The following is a 15,088-nucleotide window of genomic DNA, read 5'->3' on the forward strand; positions in this document are numbered from 1 at the left end:
GATGCGGGCGGGTCAGTCGGTGTCTGCGGTTCCGACGACGGTCGCACCGACCGGCGCGCCGACGGGCGTGGACGTGGTGCCGTGCACCAGCTCGGCGTAGGCCCCGCCACGGTCCAGCAGCTCCTGGTGCCGCCCGCGCTCGACGATCCGTCCGCGGTCCATCACCACGATCTCGTCCGCGTCCTGCACGGTCGAGAGCCGGTGCGCGATGGTGAGTGTCGTGCGGCCGGCGGACGCCCGGCGCAGCGCCTCGGTGACCGCGGCCTCGGTCCGGTTGTCCAGCGCCGAGGTGGCCTCGTCGAGGATCAGCACCTGCGGATCCCGGAGCAGGATCCGGGCCAGCGCCAGCCGCTGCTTCTCGCCACCGGAGAACCGGTAGCCACGCTCGCCGACGATCGTGTCGTAGCTCTCGGGCAGCGAGGCGATCAGGTCGTGGATCTGCGCCTCCTGCGCGGCGCGGACCAGTTCGGCGTCCGTCGCCTCCGGCCGGGCGAACCGCAGGTTCTCGGCGATCGAGGCGTGCAGCAGGTAGGTCTCCTGCGACACGATGCCGACCGCGGCGGTCAGCTCGGGTCGGGCCCAGCGGTCCAGCGGCACGCCGTCCAGCGTGATGGTGCCGGTGTCCGGCTCGTACAGCCGGGCGCCCAGGTAGCCGAGGGTGGTCTTGCCGGACCCGGTGGCACCGACGACCGCGACGGCCTGCCCGGGCGGGACCACCAGGTCGATGTCGGTCAGGGTGTCCCGGTCCGCACCGGGGTAGCGGAAACCGACGCCACTGAACCGGAGTTCACCGGTGACGCCCTGCGGCCGGTGCGGCTGCTCGGGCTCGGCGACCTCGACCGGCATGTCCAGGTACTCGAACACCCGGCGGAACATCGCCATCGACGACTGCACGTCGGCGCCGGTGGAGAGCAGGCCCATCATCGGGCGGAACAGGCCGCCCTGCAGGGTGGTGAAGGCGACCAGGGTGCCGATCGACACCGGACCCGTGCCGCCGGACAGGGTGAACGCGGCGGCCAGGTAGATCGCCGCGGGCAGCACGGCGATGATGATGCCGATGCTGGACTGGCGCCAGCGGCCGGCGTTGGAGGAACGCACCTCGAGATCGGCCAGCTCGCGGGACGTGCGGTCGAACCGGGCGGCGAGCTCGTCGCTGCGGCCCATCGTCTTGGTCAGCAGCACGCCGGACACCGACAGCGACTCGGCGACCATCGCGGACATGTCGGCCATCCGCTCCTGGCGCTGGGTGGTGATCTCCCGCCGCATCGCCCCGACCTTGCGGGTGATCAGCACGAAGACCGGTACCAGGACGAGCGAGACGAGGGCCAACCGCCAGTCCAGCGCCAGCATCGCGACGAAGGTGGCGATGACGGTGGTGCCGGAGGAGACGATCGAGGTGGCCGTCGAGGTGACGGTGGCCTGCATCGCGCCGATGTCGTTGGCGATCCGGGACTGCACCTCACCGGTGCGGGTGCGGGTGTAGAAACCGAGCGAGAGTCGTTGCAGGTGGCGGTAGACCGAGCTGCGCAGCCGGTGCATCACCGACTGGCCGACGACCGTGGACTGCCGGGTCTGGATCACGTTCAGCACGGTGGTGGCGACGGCCACCACGATCATGCCCAGGGCGAGCAGGGCGGCGAGCGCGGTGTTCCGCTCGGGCAGTGCGACGTCGAGCAGGTCCCGCAGCAGGAACGGCGAGGCCAGCGAGATCAGCGAGGACACGACGATCAGCGCGGCGACGAAGGTCAGCCGGCGTCGGTCGTGGGTGAACAGCCGCATCACGCGGCGGACGTCGCCCTTGCGGGCGGAGGGGGTGGGGCCGGACATCTGCGGGCGGCCCCGGCGCTCCTCACCGTTGCCGGCGCGGCGCAGGCCACCGGGCGTTGCCGTGGTGGCGGGTGTGGTGGTCGATGTGATGGAAGTCAGGGAGGCCATCGGCTCTCCTCTCCGGCGCGGCGGCGCCGACTGGAACGTTATTGTTCAGCTATCCTCATAATGAGTTTCTCCCACGATTTATTCCCGGCGGCCCCGACCGCCCCGTCCGAAAGGCGTCGACCGTGACCGCACCGGACCGTCTCGCGCTGGTCGACCGGCTCGCCGGTACTGCCCACCGGATGCGCCGCGCCTCCCAGCAGGCACTCTCCCCCCTGGGTCTGACACCGGCCCAGGAGCGGGTGCTCCGGTTCGTGGCGCGCCGTGACGGCGAGGCCCGGATGGGCGAGATCGCGGACCGCATGGGCATCGTGCCGCGGTCGGCCACCGGCCTGGTCGGGGCGTTGGAAGAGGCCGGCCTGGTGCACCGCAGCATCGACCCGGCGAACCGGCGGTCGATCCTGGTCGCCCTCACCGACGCCGGGCGCGAGGTGCAGCAGCGGATGGGCCAGGCCCGGTCCGACGCCGCGGCCGCCATCCTGGCGCCGCTGAGCGACGCCGAACTGGACCAGCTCTCGCGGTTGCTGGACAAGATCGCACCGCCCCGGTCCTGCTGACGGCCCGCTCGGTCAGGAAGTCTCAGGCCGGCTCGGACCGGGCCGGCAGCAGCAGCGCGGTGGCGGTCGCGGTGCGGCCCTCGCCGCGGCCGCTGGCGTCCAGACCGTCGGTGGTGGTGCCGGCCACCGACACCGGCGCGCCGAGCAGCGCGGACAGCACCGCCTCGGCCTCGGCCCGGCGCGGCGACAGCTTCGGGGTGTTCGCGATGACCTGGACCACGGCGTTCCCGACCACGAAGCCGGCAGCCACGATCAACCGCATCACCTCGGTGAGCAGGTCGGCACCGGAGGCACCGGCCCAGCGCGGGTCGTCGGTGCCGAAGATCGCACCCAGATCGCCCAGTCCGGCCGCGGACAGCAACGCATCGCACAGCGCATGAGCGGCGACGTCGCCGTCGGAGTGACCTTCGCATCCGTCGGCTCCGGGGAACTCCAGGCCGGCCAGGTGGCACGGCACCCCGGCGGCGATCCGGTGGGTGTCGTACCCGGACCCGACGCGCGGGACGAGCGGTGCGTGCACGAGCCGGGCCTCCTCGAGATCGGCAGGGGTGGTGATCTTGTGGGCCTGCCGGTGGCCGTCGACGAACACGACCGTGCCGCCGAGCCGCTCGACCAGCCCGGCGTCGTCGGTCGCGGACACACCGTCGCGCCGCGCCGCCCGGTGGGCCTCGCGCAGCACGCCGGGACGGAAACCCTGCGGGGTCTGGACGATCCGGAGCGTCGACCGGTCGACCACCGGACCCGGGGAGCCGTCGCCGCGCACGGATCGGACGGTGTCGGCCACCGGTAGCACCGGCACGACGGCGTCGGCTCCGGCCCGGATCGCACCGATCACCCGGTGCACCACCTCGGGCGGCACGAAACAGCGGGCGGCGTCGTGCACCAGCACGACCTCGGGATCGTCCGCTGCACCGGCCGAGGAGTTCAGGGCGCTGAGGGCGCTGAGTGCGTTGTCGACCGAGGCGACCCGGTCGGATCCACCGACCACCACCACTGCCCGGTCACCGAGCACCGCGCGGGCCTGGTCGAGTTCGTCGGGCCCGACGGCGACCACGACCCGGTCGACGCCGGCACGCAGCAAGCCGTCGACGGCGTGCCCGAGAAGGGTGACACCGCCGACCTCGGCGAACGCCTTGGGGATGCCGAGACCGAGCCGCTCACCGCGGCCGGCCGCCGGGACCAGTGCGACGATCAGGAGGCGAGGACCTCGTCGAGGATGCCCTCGGCCTTGTCCTCGTTGGTGCCCTCGGCGAGCGCCAGCTCGGACACCAGGATCTGCCGGGCCTTGGTCAGCATCCGCTTCTCGCCGGCGGACAGACCGCGCTCCTTGTCGCGACGCCACAGGTCACGGACCACCTCGGCGACCTTGTTGACGTCACCGGAGGCCAGCTTTTCGACGTTGGCCTTGTACCGACGCGACCAGTTGGTCGGCTCCTCGGTGTGCGGGGCACGGAGCACGTCGAAGACCTTGTTCAGGCCGGTCTGGTCCACGACGTCGCGGACACCGACGATCTCCGCGTTCTCCGCCGGGACCTTGACGGTCAGATCTCCCTGGGCGACCTTGAGGACGAGGTACAACTTCTCCTCGCCCTTGACGATCCGAGTTTCGGTGGCCTGGATCAGTGCCGCTCCGTGGTGCGGGTAGACGACAGTCTCGCCGACGTTGAAAACCATGTGTCTGCTGCCCCTTTCGCTGGACCCATCTTAACACGCCCGAGACAGTCGTCCTGACCGTCGTCGCAGGTCAGGGCCACGCCGGGCGCGGGGTGCCACTTGACAGGCCGGGAGCAGCGTGCATCGAGCGGGCTGCCGGCCGACCTGCCGGGGGACCGCGGAGGGGGCGTCAGCTCCCGGTGCGGACGGGTGGCGGGAACCGCTTTCCGGGCGGGAAGCGGTGGCGGACAACGCCGCCCGGCCGTGCGCCACGCCACAGCGGAGCGCCCGGCGCGCACCCGGGGCCTCCGGCCGTCTAGTCTTGGCGGGTATTTCTCCGGTGCCGCCCGGTGGTGACACCGGACCGCCGCCCTGAACCGAAGGGGAACCCGCCGTGACCCGCACCGCCCGTCGCGCACCGTCGCCCACAGCCGCGGGCCGTGGCCTCCGCTCCGCGCGGATCGCCGCCCTCGCCCTCGCGGCAGGCCTGGCGTTCACCGGCTGCGCCGCCGGCCAGGTCTCGCAGACCGCCGACCAGGTCGCCGCCATCGACGGCGCCAACGGGACCGTCGGCCAGATCGGCGTCCGCGACGTGCTGTTCCCGGAGACCGAGCCGGGCGGGTACGCCACCGGGGCGAACGTCCCGCTGCTGCTGCGCGTGTCCAACGAGGGCCTGGCCGCCGACACCCTGACCTCGGTCACCTCGACCGTCGCCACCTCGGTGACCATCGGCGGGACGGCGACCGTGCCGGCCCAGACGCTGACCACCATCGACGAGCAGTCGCCGATCACCCTGACCCTCGAAGGCCTGACCGCCGCCATCCCGTACGGGTTCTCCGTGCCGGTCACCTTCACCTTCGAGAAGGCCGGCAACGTGACCGTCAACGTGCCGATCGCCATCCCGGCCGAACGCACCGGCCCGCGCGAGACCATGGAGATCCTCCCGCCGCACCCGACCCCGCTCTGGGAGACCGGTGCGCACGGCGAGGAAGAGGGTCACTGACCTTCCCCGGCGCCGCCCACCGACCCTCCCCACCCCGTCCGCGCGAGGATCAACTGCCTCGACGCGTGTGAAGATGCGGCTTTTGGGACGGCTGGTGCAGGAGTTGCCACTTTCGTACGCGCGCCCGCGATGACGATCCCGGATGGATCCGCGCGCACCGGAGCGGCGCACCCCTGACTGTCGGTGCGTCGATCTAGTGTTCGGATCATGAGCACAGCCTCTGCCCGTTCCAAGGCGCCGCGCGCCGATTTCCGCTGCTCCGAGTGCGGGGCCGGCACACCGAAGTGGGCCGGCCGCTGCCCGCAGTGCCAGGCCTGGGGATCCCTCGCCGAGGCGGGTGGCGGGCCTGCCGTGCTGCGCCGGATCGGGGCCGGCCCGGTCACCGCCCCGGCGCGGCCGATCGACCGGGTGGACGCGACCGCCGTGCAGGCGCGACCCAGCGGGGTCCCCGAGCTGGACCGGGTGCTCGGCGGCGGGCTGGTGCCCGGCGGCGTGGTGCTGCTGGCCGGCGAGCCCGGCGTCGGCAAGTCCACCCTGCTGCTGTCCGCGGCCCACGCCTGGGCCGCCGGCGGCCGCAGCCCGGCGCTGATCGTCACCGGTGAGGAGTCGGCAGCCCAGGTCCGGTTGCGTGCCGATCGGATGGGCGCGTTGAATCCTGCCCTCTACCTGGCCGCCGAGACGGAACTGTCCGCCGTCCTCAGCCACATCGACGAGGTGCGGCCCGGCCTGCTGATCCTGGACTCGGTGCAGACCATCGCCGCCGGCGAGGTCGACGGCAGTGCCGGCGGGGTGACCCAGGTGCGTGCGGTCGCCGCCGCGCTCACCGCCGTCGCGAAGGAGCGCGGCATCGCCTGCGTGCTGGTCGGTCATGTCACTAAGGACGGCGCCATCGCCGGCCCCCGCGTCCTGGAGCACCTGGTCGACGTGGTCCTGCACTTCGAGGGCGACCGCAACTCGCCGCTGCGGCTCGTCCGCGGTGTGAAGAACCGGTTCGGGCCGTCCGACGAGGTTGGCTGCTTCCGGATGACCGCCGATGGAATCGAGGGTCTGACCGATCCGTCCGGCCTCTTCCTGTCGGCCCGGCGCAAGGCGATCCCCGGCACCTGTGCCTCGATCACCGCCCAGGGCCGTCGTCCGCTGCCGGTCGAGGTACAGGCACTGGTCGCGGGCCAGCCGTCGGAGGTGGCCCGGCGCACGGTGTCCGGGCTCGACAACTCCCGGTTCGGGCTGGTCCTTGCGGTGCTGCAGCGCTGGGCCGGACTCGACCTGAACAAGCGCGACGTGCTGGCCGCGACCGTCGGCGGGATGCGGGTGGCGGAGCCGGCCGCCGACCTGGCGCTGGCGATGGCCGTCTGGTCCTCCACCCGCGACGTGCCGCTCTCCGACGGGATGGTCGCGTTCGGCGAGGTCGGGCTGTCGGCGGAGATCCGGCCGGTGCCCGGTGCGGATCGCCGGCTGGCGGAGGCGGTGCGGCTCGGTTTCGACGAGGCGATCGTGCCGCGGACGGACAACCTGGTGGTCCCGAAGGGCATGCGGGTGCACCAGGTCGAGGACATCGGCGAGGCCCTGGCGGTGCTCGGCGCTGCGGGCCGGCGGATGCCGGAGCGCCCGCGCAGCGGGCCGGCGGCCGACCGCGAGCGGACCAGGAAGCGCCACCTGGAGTCCATCGACCGCGCGGTCGCCGACCTCCGCGGCGGGTTCGACGAGTTCTCCGGTCGCGAGGCGCCGGACGACGAGTTCTGAGCTCGGCCGGGCGCAGCGGGGTCCGGGCTGTGCCGATCGGGTGCCGCCACCGGCCGTCCCGGAGGTCATCGCGGGTGTCGACAGACGCCGTCCCGGCCGAAGGACTCTGCGCGCACGGCCCGGCGACGGCCTCATGGGTCGTCGCACTCGACGATCCGGGATCGGGCACGCCCTAGACTGACCGCCACTGACGAGGAGGGGGAACGGTGCCGGACGATCACCACGGGCAGGCGGAGCAGCGGGCGCTCGCCGCGCTGCGTGCCGTGCTCGCCCGGGTCGCCCCCGGCACCCCGCTCCGCGAGGGCCTCGAGCGCATCCTGCGTGGCCGCACCGGTGCGCTGATCGTCCTCGGGCACAACCCGACCGTCGAGGCGTTGTGCGACGGTGGGTTCCGGTTCGACGTGGAGTTCTCCCCCACCCGGCTGCGTGAGCTGTCGAAGATGGACGGTGCGGTGATCCTGTCGGACGACGCCTCCCGCATCGTCCGCGCCAACGTCCAGCTGATGCCCGACGCCACCATCCCGACCGTCGAGTCCGGCACTCGGCACCGCACCGCCGAGCGGGTCGGCCTGCAGACCGGACTGCCGGTCATCGCCGTCAGCCACTCGATGTCGATCATCAGCCTCTACCACGGCGGCGTCCGGCACGTGGTGGCCGATCCGTCGATCATCCTGGCCCGCGCGAACCAGGCCCTGGCCACGCTCCAGCGGTACAAGGCGCGACTCGACGAGGTGACCGCCGCGCTCTCGGCGATGGAGATCGAGGACGTCGCCACCCTGCGCGACGCGATGACGGTGCTGCAGCGGCTGCTGCTGGTCCGGCGCATCGCCGGGGAGCTCAGCAGCAGCGTGATCGAGCTCGGCACCGACGGCCGACTGCTGGGGCTGCAGCTCGACGAGCTGGTCACCGGCACCGAGGGTCTGCGCGAGCTGTTGCTCCGCGACTACCTCCCGGATCTGGCGGTGCCCGGGACGGTCGTCCCCGACGGCTCCCCCGATCCGGACGAGGCCGTCGAGCTGGCCGTCGACGGACTGCGCGCGCTCACCGAGCCCGAGCTGCTGGACCTGGCCGCGGTCGCCCGGGTGCTCGGGTACCCCACCGGTGCGGACGGTCTCGATGTCGCGGTCAGCCCGCGCGGGTACCGGTTGCTGTCCGGCATCCCCCGGGTGCCGCAGGCGATCCTCGACCGCCTCATCGCCCACTTCGGCAACCTGCAGGGCCTGCTCGCCGCCACCGCTGCGGACCTGCAGTTGGTCGACGGCGTGGGCGAGAACCGTGCCCGCGTCGTGCGCGAGGGTCTCTCCAGGCTGGCCGAGTCCTCCATCGTCGACCGCTACGGCTCACCCCTGTAGGACTGGCGGCGTTCCAGCGGGAACGCCTCGCACCAGGCCCTCGGGCTCACCGGCGCTTTCAGACGGCGGGCGCCTTCAGCGGACCACGCGGCGTGCCGGCGGGGCACCTCCCGACCCGCCTCGGCGCACCTTCCACGCTCAGCGCGTGAACGGTGACCCCCGGCAACAACGTGACGTTCCAGCGAGGAACGCCGGCGGGGCGATCGTTGGCGTCGACTCCTGCGTTTCTTGGTCCGACCTGTGGTGCTCCCGCGGCCGACTGACGTTGCCCGCCCAGGCTCGCACGCCGACAACGGAGACGACCGCCCGGCGGCCAGGCCGGACGGCAAGGTCAGCGCCGTGGAGGTCGGTGCCCTCTTCGGATTCTGAACATCGGATGCCTTCTCAGGGCAGCGGATGTTCAGAATCCGAGCGGCAGGCGGGGCGAGACCGGGCCACTCCGAGGGAGTTCCGGTCAGGAACGCCGACTCAGTTGATGGTCAGCGTCGCCGGGGTGGACTGCAGCTTGCCGACCGCGACCTTCACCACGTACTCCCCACCCGGCACGTAGACCCGGTCGGCCGTGCAGCCCGGGTTCGACGTCGTGCCCGACCAGCGGATGTTGTACTGCAACGAGCTGCCGGCCGGCATCTCCCGGATGTCGGTGCCGGTCCCGGGGAAGCAGTCGGCCGTCGACCAGACCCGCGCGCCGGCCGCCGTGTAGACGGTGAAGACCTGCAGCGGCCCGGAAAGGTCACGGACGCACTCGGTGTCGCTGACGTTGGTCACCGTGACGCCCAGGATCGGCTGCTGACCGCTGTTGTAGCTCGGAGCACCGGTGGTGGCCTTGAGCGAGATCGCCGAGTCGGCGCACAGCAGGCGTCCCTGGTCGTCCGTGCTGGGCGCCGGGGGCGGGGTGGTCGTCGGCGTGGCCTTGGGTGTGGTGGGTGTCGCCTTCGGCGTCGTCGGGGTGGCCTTCGGCGTGGTCGGCGCAGCCGTCTGCGTGGGCTTCGGGGTCGTGGCCGGAGGCGCGCTGCTCGCCGGGGCGCTGCCGGCGGGCGGACTGCTCGGCTTCGGCGCGCTGCTCACCGCCGAGGAACTCGGCTTCGGCGCGCTGCTCACCGCCGAAGAACTCGGCGTCGGCGCACTGCTCGCAGCGCTGCTGGGCTTCGAGGCACTGCTCGCCGGCACACTTGCAGAACTCGCCGGTGCACTGGCCGACGACGGACGCGAAGAGGTGGAAGCCGACGATCCGGAGGTGGCCGCCAGCACCCCGGTCATCGCAGGAGAGCTGCTCGACGATCCCGAGGTCCCGGCGCCGGACCCGGTTCCGTTGTCCCCGCTGGCCTTTCCGACCACCAGGTAGACCAGGCCGAGTACCAGGAGCACTCCCACGGCGATCACGATCACCCGCCGCACCCAGTAGGTGCGCGGCGGGAGGGGGCCGACCGGATGCATCACGAGCCGACGGTAACCTCCAAGGGCCCCGATTCTCCGGAGCAACGCCGCACGTGGGCGCCGTTGTCGCCCCTGTCACCTGGAAAGGAGCAGTCGTGTCCGCCATCGATCAACTGCTCGAGCGCAACCGGTCCACCGCGCAGCAGCACCCGCACTGGATCGGCCCCACGCCGACCATGGCCATCGCAGTTGTGCTGTGCATGGACGCCCGGATCGACGCCCACGCTGCCTTCCGCATCGAACCCGGCGAGGTGCACCTGATGCGCAACGCCGGCGGTGTGGTGACCGACGACATGATCCGCTCGCTGGCGATCTCGCAGCACGCCCTCGGCACCCGCGAGGTGATGATCGTGCACCACACCGACTGCGGTCTGGCCCGGCTGCAGGAGGACGCCTTCCGCGACCAGCTGGCCGAGTTCGCCGGCTTCCGCCCCACCTGGGCCGTCCAGGCTTTCAAGGACCCGACGGAGTCGGTCAAGGAGTCGATGCGCCGTGTCGCGTCCTCGCCGTTCCTGATCCACACCCATGAGCTGCGCGGTTTCGTCTTCGACGTGGAATCCGGTCTCCTGGAAGAGGTGTCGGCCGACTGACCCCGGCCGGTCGATCCACCCGGACCACCTCATCGCCCGTGTCCCGGAAGGCCACGCAGCGCGACACGGCGCCGCAGACGGCCGACGGCCCACGCCCCGGTGCGCAGCCGGGTCAGGCCCTGGTCCCGGACCTGCTGTTGCGCTTCTTCGCCGACCACGGGCGGGACCTGCCGTGGCGACATCCGGAGGCCGGGCCGTGGGGCGTCCTGGTCAGCGAGATCATGCTGCAGCAGACCCCGGTGGTCCGGGTGCTGCCGGTGTACCTGCGGTGGATGGAGCGGTGGCCCACCCCGGATGCCCTCGCCGCGGACTCGCCGGGGGACGCGGTCCGGGCCTGGGACCGGCTCGGTTACCCGCGGCGGGCGCTGCGTTTGCACGCTGCGGCCACCGCGATCACCGTCGACCACGGCGGCACCGTCCCCGACTCCGTCGAGACCCTGCTGACCCTGCCCGGAGTGGGCGAGTACACTGCCCGGGCGATCGCCGCCTTTGCATTCGGTGCGCGCACCCCGGTGATCGACACGAACGTGCGCCGGGTGCTGTCCCGCGTCGAGCGCGGAGTGGACAGCATCCGGGAGCCGGCCACCGCCGCCGACCGCCGCGAACTGGAGACCCTGCTGCCGGCCGAACCCGCGGTCGCCGCCCGCTTCTCGGCCGCCGTGATGGAGCTCGGGGCGTTGGTCTGCTCGGCTGCGAACCCGCGCTGCGCCGACTGCCCGCTCGCCGACCGCTGCGCCTGGCACCTGGCCGGCCACCCGGCCGCGGTGGCCCGGCGTGCGGTGCAGACCTGGCACGGGACGGACCGGCAGGTGCGCGGGCGGATGATGGCGCTGGTCCGGGCCGATCACGGAGCAGTGGCACGCGCCCTGCTGCTGGCGGTCACCGACGACGCCGTCCAGGCCACTCGTTCCCTCGACTCCCTTGTCGCCGACGGCCTTCTGGTCACGGTCGACGGCGGCCGCGCCTACGCCCTCCCCGATTGAGCAGCCCCGAACCGCGGGACAACCCTGCACTCCGTGAGCAGGCCTGACTGTCGCGGCCCACCCGGGGCGAGAACTGCGGGACGTCCGTGGAAGTGGCCGCGATTGCGGCCGGATGCACGGACGCACAGGGACTCTCGCGGCGGAGCGCTCCCGACACGACCGCACACCCGCCCACCGCAGCACCGGACACGACCGCGTCCGACCGCCACGGCTCCCCGCCTCTGCAGCACCCACCCACCACCGCACCACGAACAGCACTGCTCCGCGGACAGCACTGCGCCCCGCGAGCCGATCAGCTCGCGGGGCGCAGGGGGTGGAACTACCGGCTCACTCCTTGGTGAGGTCCGGACCGGACTCGATGGTCAGGCCGGCCGGCACCACGTCGGGGACCAGCGACGGCTTGTCCTCGCCACGGAAGGTGAACTTCTTGACGGCGGCGCCGTTCTCCTCGACCTCCTCGACGTCGACCAGGACGATCTGCCCGGGCCGGATCTCGTCGAACAGGATCTTCTCGGACAGCACGTCCTCCAGCTCGCGCTGGATGGTCCGCCGCAGCGGCCGGGCACCGAGGACCGGGTCGAAACCGCGCTCGCCGAGCAGCGTCTTGGCCGCCTCGGTGAGCTCGATCGCCATGTCCTTGTTCTTCAGGGCCGCCTCGACGCGCTTCAGCATGAGATCGACCATCTGGTTGATCTCGACCGTGGTCAGCTGGTGGAAGACCACGACGTCGTCGATACGGTTGAGGAACTCCGGCCGGAAGTGGCGCTTGAGCTCGTCGTTGACCTTCGACTTCATCCGCTCGTAGTTGGACTCCGAGGTGTTCCCGGCGGCGAAGCCGAGACCGACCGCCTTCGAGATGTCCTGGGTGCCCAGGTTCGAGGTGAACACGATGACCGTGTTCTTGAAGTCCACCGTGCGGCCCTGGCCGTCGGTGAGGCGCCCGTCCTCCAACACCTGCAGCAGCGTGTTGTAGATGTCCGGGTGGGCCTTCTCGATCTCGTCGAAGAGCACGACGGAGAACGGCTTGCGGCGCACCTTCTCGGTGAGCTGGCCGCCCTCCTCGTAGCCCACGTACCCGGGAGGGGCACCGAAGAGCCGCGAAGCGGTGTACCGGTCGTGGAACTCGCCCATGTCGACCTGGATCAGCGCGTCCTCGTCCCCGAACAGGAACTCGGCGAGCGCCTTGGTCAGCTCGGTCTTACCGACACCGGACGGGCCGGCGAAGATGAACGAGCCGGACGGCCGCTTCGGGTCCTTCAGGCCGGCCCGGGTACGCCGGATCGCCTGCGAGACCGCCTTGACCGCCTGGTTCTGGCCGATGATCCGCTTGTGCAGCTCGTCCTCCATGCGGAGCAGACGGGTGGTCTCCTCCTCGGTGAGCTTGAAGACGGGGATACCGGTCCAGTTCGCCAGCACCTCGGCGATCTGCTCGTCGTCGACCTCGGAGACGACGTCGAGATCGCCGTCCTTCCAGGCCTTCTCCCGCTCGGCACGCTTCGCCAGCAGCTGCTTCTCCGAGTCGCGCAGCGATGCCGCCTTCTCGAAGTCCTGCGAGTCGATCGCGGACTCCTTGTCGCGACGGACGTTCGCCAGCTTGTCGTCGAACTCGCGCAGGTCCGGCGGCGCGGTCATCCGGCGGATGCGCATCCGCGCGCCCGCCTCGTCGATCAGGTCGATCGCCTTGTCCGGCAGGAACCGGTCGTTGATGTACCGGTCGGCCAGCGTCGCCGCCGCCACCAGCGCCTCGTCGGTGATGGTGATGCGGTGGTGCGCCTCGTACCGGTCGCGCAGACCCTTGAGGATCTCGATGGTGTGCGCCACCGTCGGCTCGCCGACCTGGATCGGCTGGAAACGACGCTCGAGCGCGGCGTCCTTCTCCACGTGCTTGCGGTACTCGTCGAGCGTGGTCGCGCCGATCGTCTGCAGCTCGCCCCGGGCCAGCATGGGCTTGAGGATCGAGGCCGCGTCGATCGCACCCTCGGCGGCGCCCGCACCGACCAGGGTGTGCAGCTCGTCGATGAACAGGATGATGTCGCCGCGGGTGCGGATCTCCTTGAGGACCTTCTTCAGCCGCTCCTCGAAATCACCGCGATACCGGGAGCCGGCGACCAGGGACCCGAGGTCCAGCGTGTAGAGGTGCTTGTCCTTGAGGGTCTGCGGGACGTCGCCGCGGACGATCGCCTGGGCCAGGCCCTCGACGACCGCGGTCTTGCCGACGCCCGGCTCGCCGATCAGCACCGGGTTGTTCTTGGTGCGGCGGGACAGCACCTGCATGACCCGCTCGATCTCCTTCTCCCGGCCGATGACCGGGTCCAGCTTGCCCTCGCGGGCCGACTGGGTGAGGTTGCGACCGAACTGGTCCAGCACGAGCGAGGTCGAGGGGGTGCCCTCGGAGCGCCCGCCCTCGGCGGCCGCCGTCTCCTTGCCCTGGTATCCCGAGAGCAGCTGCAGCACCTGCTGGCGGACCCGGTTGAGGTCGGCGCCCAGCTTCTGCAGGACCTGGGCGGCGACGCCCTCGCCCTCGCGGATCAGCCCGAGCAGGATGTGCTCGGTGCCGATGTAGTTGTGACCCAGCTGCAGCGCCTCGCGCAGCGAGAGCTCCAGCACCTTCTTGGCGCGCGGAGTGAACGGGATGTGCCCGGACGGGGCCTGCTGGCCCTGGCCGATGATCTCCTCCACCTGTGCCCGCACACCCTCGAGGGCGATGCCGAGCGACTCCAACGCCTTGGCGGCGACGCCCTCACCCTCGTGGATCAGGCCGAGCAGGATGTGCTCGGTCCCGATGTAGTTGTGGTTGAGCATCCTGGCCTCTTCCTGGGCCAGGACCACCACACGTCGAGCTCGATCGGTGAATCTTTCGAACATGTGCACTCCTTACGGGCGTGCGCTGCGGGGCGGGGCGATGTGTCCCGCGCGGCCCGGGGGCCGAACGGATCACCCGAGTCTAGTCGTGACGGCCTTCGGCCCTCGTCGATTCGACCCCGGACGCGACCTCGCGCACTCCCTTCGCGTCCGGGATGAACAACGCTCCCCCACGCCGACCCGTTCCGGAAAGCGAATGGGCTACGCCGAGGGCGAACAGCCCGGTCCGGACGGGTGCTGCACCCGATGGCGGGCGTGACGTCCACGTCCTACGCGCGGCCGTCGCGGCCACATCGACGACGGCAGGGCGACCACCGGCCCTCCTGTGGCACCGGAGGGCCGACGGGCGACCAGCGGCCGGACCCTCCTGGTCCCTTCAGCCACACCCACCGTCGGCAGACGGACCACCGGTTCCGGAAAGCCGACGGCAACACCGGTCGTGGTCCACCCGAGCAGCGGCCGGACTCTCCCGGTCCCTTCAGCCACACCAACCGTCGGCAGACGGACCACCGGTTCCGGAAAGCCGACGGCCCCGCCACCCGGGGTCGGGTGGCGGGGCCGTGGACGAGAAGCGTCGGTCAGTGCGCGGCTTCGAAGGCCTCGAGGACGGCGGCGGACAGCCGGCCGCGCTCGGAGACCTCGTAGCCGGCGGACCGGGCCCACTCGCGGATCGCGGCGGTCTGCTCGCGGTCCGGGGTGGTGCGGGTGGCGGCGCGACCGGCAGAACGGCCGGCCCGCGCACGCGGGCGGGACGCGGTCGCGCGGCCGCGCGGGCCGTCCACCCGACGGGCGCTGGAGACGTACCCGGCGAGGGCGTCGCGCAGCTTCTTGGCATTCTTGTCGTTCAGATCGATCTCGTAGTGCGCTCCGTCGAGACCGAACTGCACGGTCTCCGCGGCCACGCTCTGATCGAGGTCGTCGACGAGACTGACGGTGGTGACGCTCGCCATCAATGTCCTCCTGTAAAAGGGCGGCA

The 15,088-nt window shown here is 71.7% G+C and carries 13 protein-coding genes; 7 read left to right on the plus strand and 6 right to left on the minus strand.

Annotation, left to right across the window (positions count from 1 at the left end):
* Positions 1-12 precede the first annotated feature (12 nt).
* Positions 13-1,827: an ABC transporter ATP-binding protein gene (locus GIS00_RS11225; protein WP_154768645.1), complete on the minus strand. Its 1,815-nt coding sequence runs from the start codon at positions 1,825-1,827 to the stop codon at positions 13-15.
* A gap of 230 nt (positions 1,828-2,057) precedes the next feature.
* Here GIS00_RS11225 and GIS00_RS11230 point away from each other — a divergent pair, with 230 nt between their 5' ends.
* Positions 2,058-2,489, plus strand: coding sequence for a MarR family winged helix-turn-helix transcriptional regulator (locus GIS00_RS11230; RefSeq protein WP_154768526.1), 432 nt, complete (start codon positions 2,058-2,060; stop codon positions 2,487-2,489).
* A gap of 22 nt (positions 2,490-2,511) precedes the next feature.
* Here the strand turns inward: GIS00_RS11230 and ispD are convergent, their stop codons facing one another.
* Together ispD and GIS00_RS11240 are read right to left on the minus strand one after the other, a co-directional pair.
* Entirely contained in the window at positions 2,512-3,684 is a 1,173-nt protein-coding gene (gene ispD, locus GIS00_RS11235; protein WP_154768646.1) for a 2-C-methyl-D-erythritol 4-phosphate cytidylyltransferase, read from the minus strand.
* Positions 3,681-4,163 (minus strand): CarD family transcriptional regulator, encoded by a 483-nt coding sequence (locus GIS00_RS11240; protein WP_154768527.1) that lies wholly within the window; start codon positions 4,161-4,163, stop codon positions 3,681-3,683. The genes ispD and GIS00_RS11240 overlap by 4 nt, the downstream gene beginning before the upstream one ends.
* 373 nt (positions 4,164-4,536) lie before the next feature.
* On the opposite strand from GIS00_RS11240, the gene GIS00_RS11245 reads away from it, so the two are divergent.
* From GIS00_RS11245 to disA, 3 genes are all read left to right on the plus strand, one after another.
* Entirely contained in the window at positions 4,537-5,145 is a 609-nt protein-coding gene (locus GIS00_RS11245) for a copper chaperone PCu(A)C (protein ID WP_196073228.1), read from the plus strand.
* 207 nt (positions 5,146-5,352) lie between these two features.
* Positions 5,353-6,888, plus strand: coding sequence for a DNA repair protein RadA (radA, locus tag GIS00_RS11250; protein ID WP_154768528.1), 1,536 nt, complete (start codon positions 5,353-5,355; stop codon positions 6,886-6,888).
* Between the two features lie 206 nt (positions 6,889-7,094).
* On the plus strand, positions 7,095-8,240 hold the full coding sequence (disA, locus tag GIS00_RS11255) for a DNA integrity scanning diadenylate cyclase DisA (RefSeq protein ID WP_322097856.1): 1,146 nt from the start codon (positions 7,095-7,097) through the stop codon (positions 8,238-8,240).
* Between the two features lie 468 nt (positions 8,241-8,708).
* On the opposite strand, the gene GIS00_RS11260 is transcribed toward disA, so the two are convergent.
* A complete protein-coding gene (locus tag GIS00_RS11260; protein ID WP_154768529.1) occupies positions 8,709-9,008 on the minus strand; it encodes a hypothetical protein in 300 nt (99 codons plus the stop codon).
* A gap of 49 nt (positions 9,009-9,057) precedes the next feature.
* Here GIS00_RS11260 and GIS00_RS11265 point away from each other — a divergent pair, with 49 nt between their 5' ends.
* The 3 genes from GIS00_RS11265 to GIS00_RS11275 all read left to right on the plus strand — a co-directional run bounded on the left by GIS00_RS11265 (position 9,058) and on the right by GIS00_RS11275 (position 11,250).
* On the plus strand, positions 9,058-9,585 hold the full coding sequence (locus tag GIS00_RS11265) for a hypothetical protein (protein ID WP_230313450.1): 528 nt from the start codon (positions 9,058-9,060) through the stop codon (positions 9,583-9,585).
* 187 nt (positions 9,586-9,772) lie between these two features.
* Positions 9,773-10,267 (plus strand): beta-class carbonic anhydrase, encoded by a 495-nt coding sequence (locus GIS00_RS11270; protein WP_322097857.1) that lies wholly within the window; start codon positions 9,773-9,775, stop codon positions 10,265-10,267.
* Positions 10,268-10,401: 134 nt separating this feature from the next.
* Complete coding sequence (locus tag GIS00_RS11275; RefSeq protein WP_407666850.1) at positions 10,402-11,250, plus strand: HhH-GPD family protein; 849 nt, start codon at positions 10,402-10,404, stop codon at positions 11,248-11,250.
* 327 nt (positions 11,251-11,577) lie between these two features.
* On the opposite strand, the gene GIS00_RS11280 is transcribed toward GIS00_RS11275, so the two are convergent.
* Both GIS00_RS11280 and GIS00_RS11285 read right to left on the minus strand, forming a co-directional pair.
* Complete coding sequence (locus GIS00_RS11280; protein ID WP_154768531.1) at positions 11,578-14,115, minus strand: ATP-dependent Clp protease ATP-binding subunit; 2,538 nt, start codon at positions 14,113-14,115, stop codon at positions 11,578-11,580.
* A 575-nt stretch (positions 14,116-14,690) separates the two neighbouring features.
* Entirely contained in the window at positions 14,691-15,062 is a 372-nt protein-coding gene (locus tag GIS00_RS11285) for a histone-like nucleoid-structuring protein Lsr2 (RefSeq protein WP_154768532.1), read from the minus strand.
* Positions 15,063-15,088: the final 26 nt, after the last annotated feature.

It is taken from the genome of Nakamurella alba (assembly GCF_009707545.1).
Lineage (GTDB): Bacteria > Actinomycetota > Actinomycetes > Mycobacteriales > Nakamurellaceae > Nakamurella > Nakamurella alba.

What these genes read in the sequence shown, in the direction of transcription:
- GIS00_RS11225 (WP_154768645.1), bottom strand. Translation starts at nt 1,827, where the DNA reads ATGTCCGGCCCCACCCCCTCCGCCCGCAAGGGCGACGTCCGCCGCGTG.
- GIS00_RS11240 (WP_154768527.1), bottom strand. Translation starts at nt 4,163, where the DNA reads ATGGTTTTCAACGTCGGCGAGACTGTCGTCTACCCGCACCACGGAGCG.
- radA (WP_154768528.1), top strand. Translation starts at nt 5,353, where the DNA reads ATGAGCACAGCCTCTGCCCGTTCCAAGGCGCCGCGCGCCGATTTCCGC.
- GIS00_RS11280 (WP_154768531.1), bottom strand. Translation starts at nt 14,115, where the DNA reads ATGTTCGAAAGATTCACCGATCGAGCTCGACGTGTGGTGGTCCTGGCC.
- GIS00_RS11285 (WP_154768532.1), bottom strand. Translation starts at nt 15,062, where the DNA reads ATGGCGAGCGTCACCACCGTCAGTCTCGTCGACGACCTCGATCAGAGC.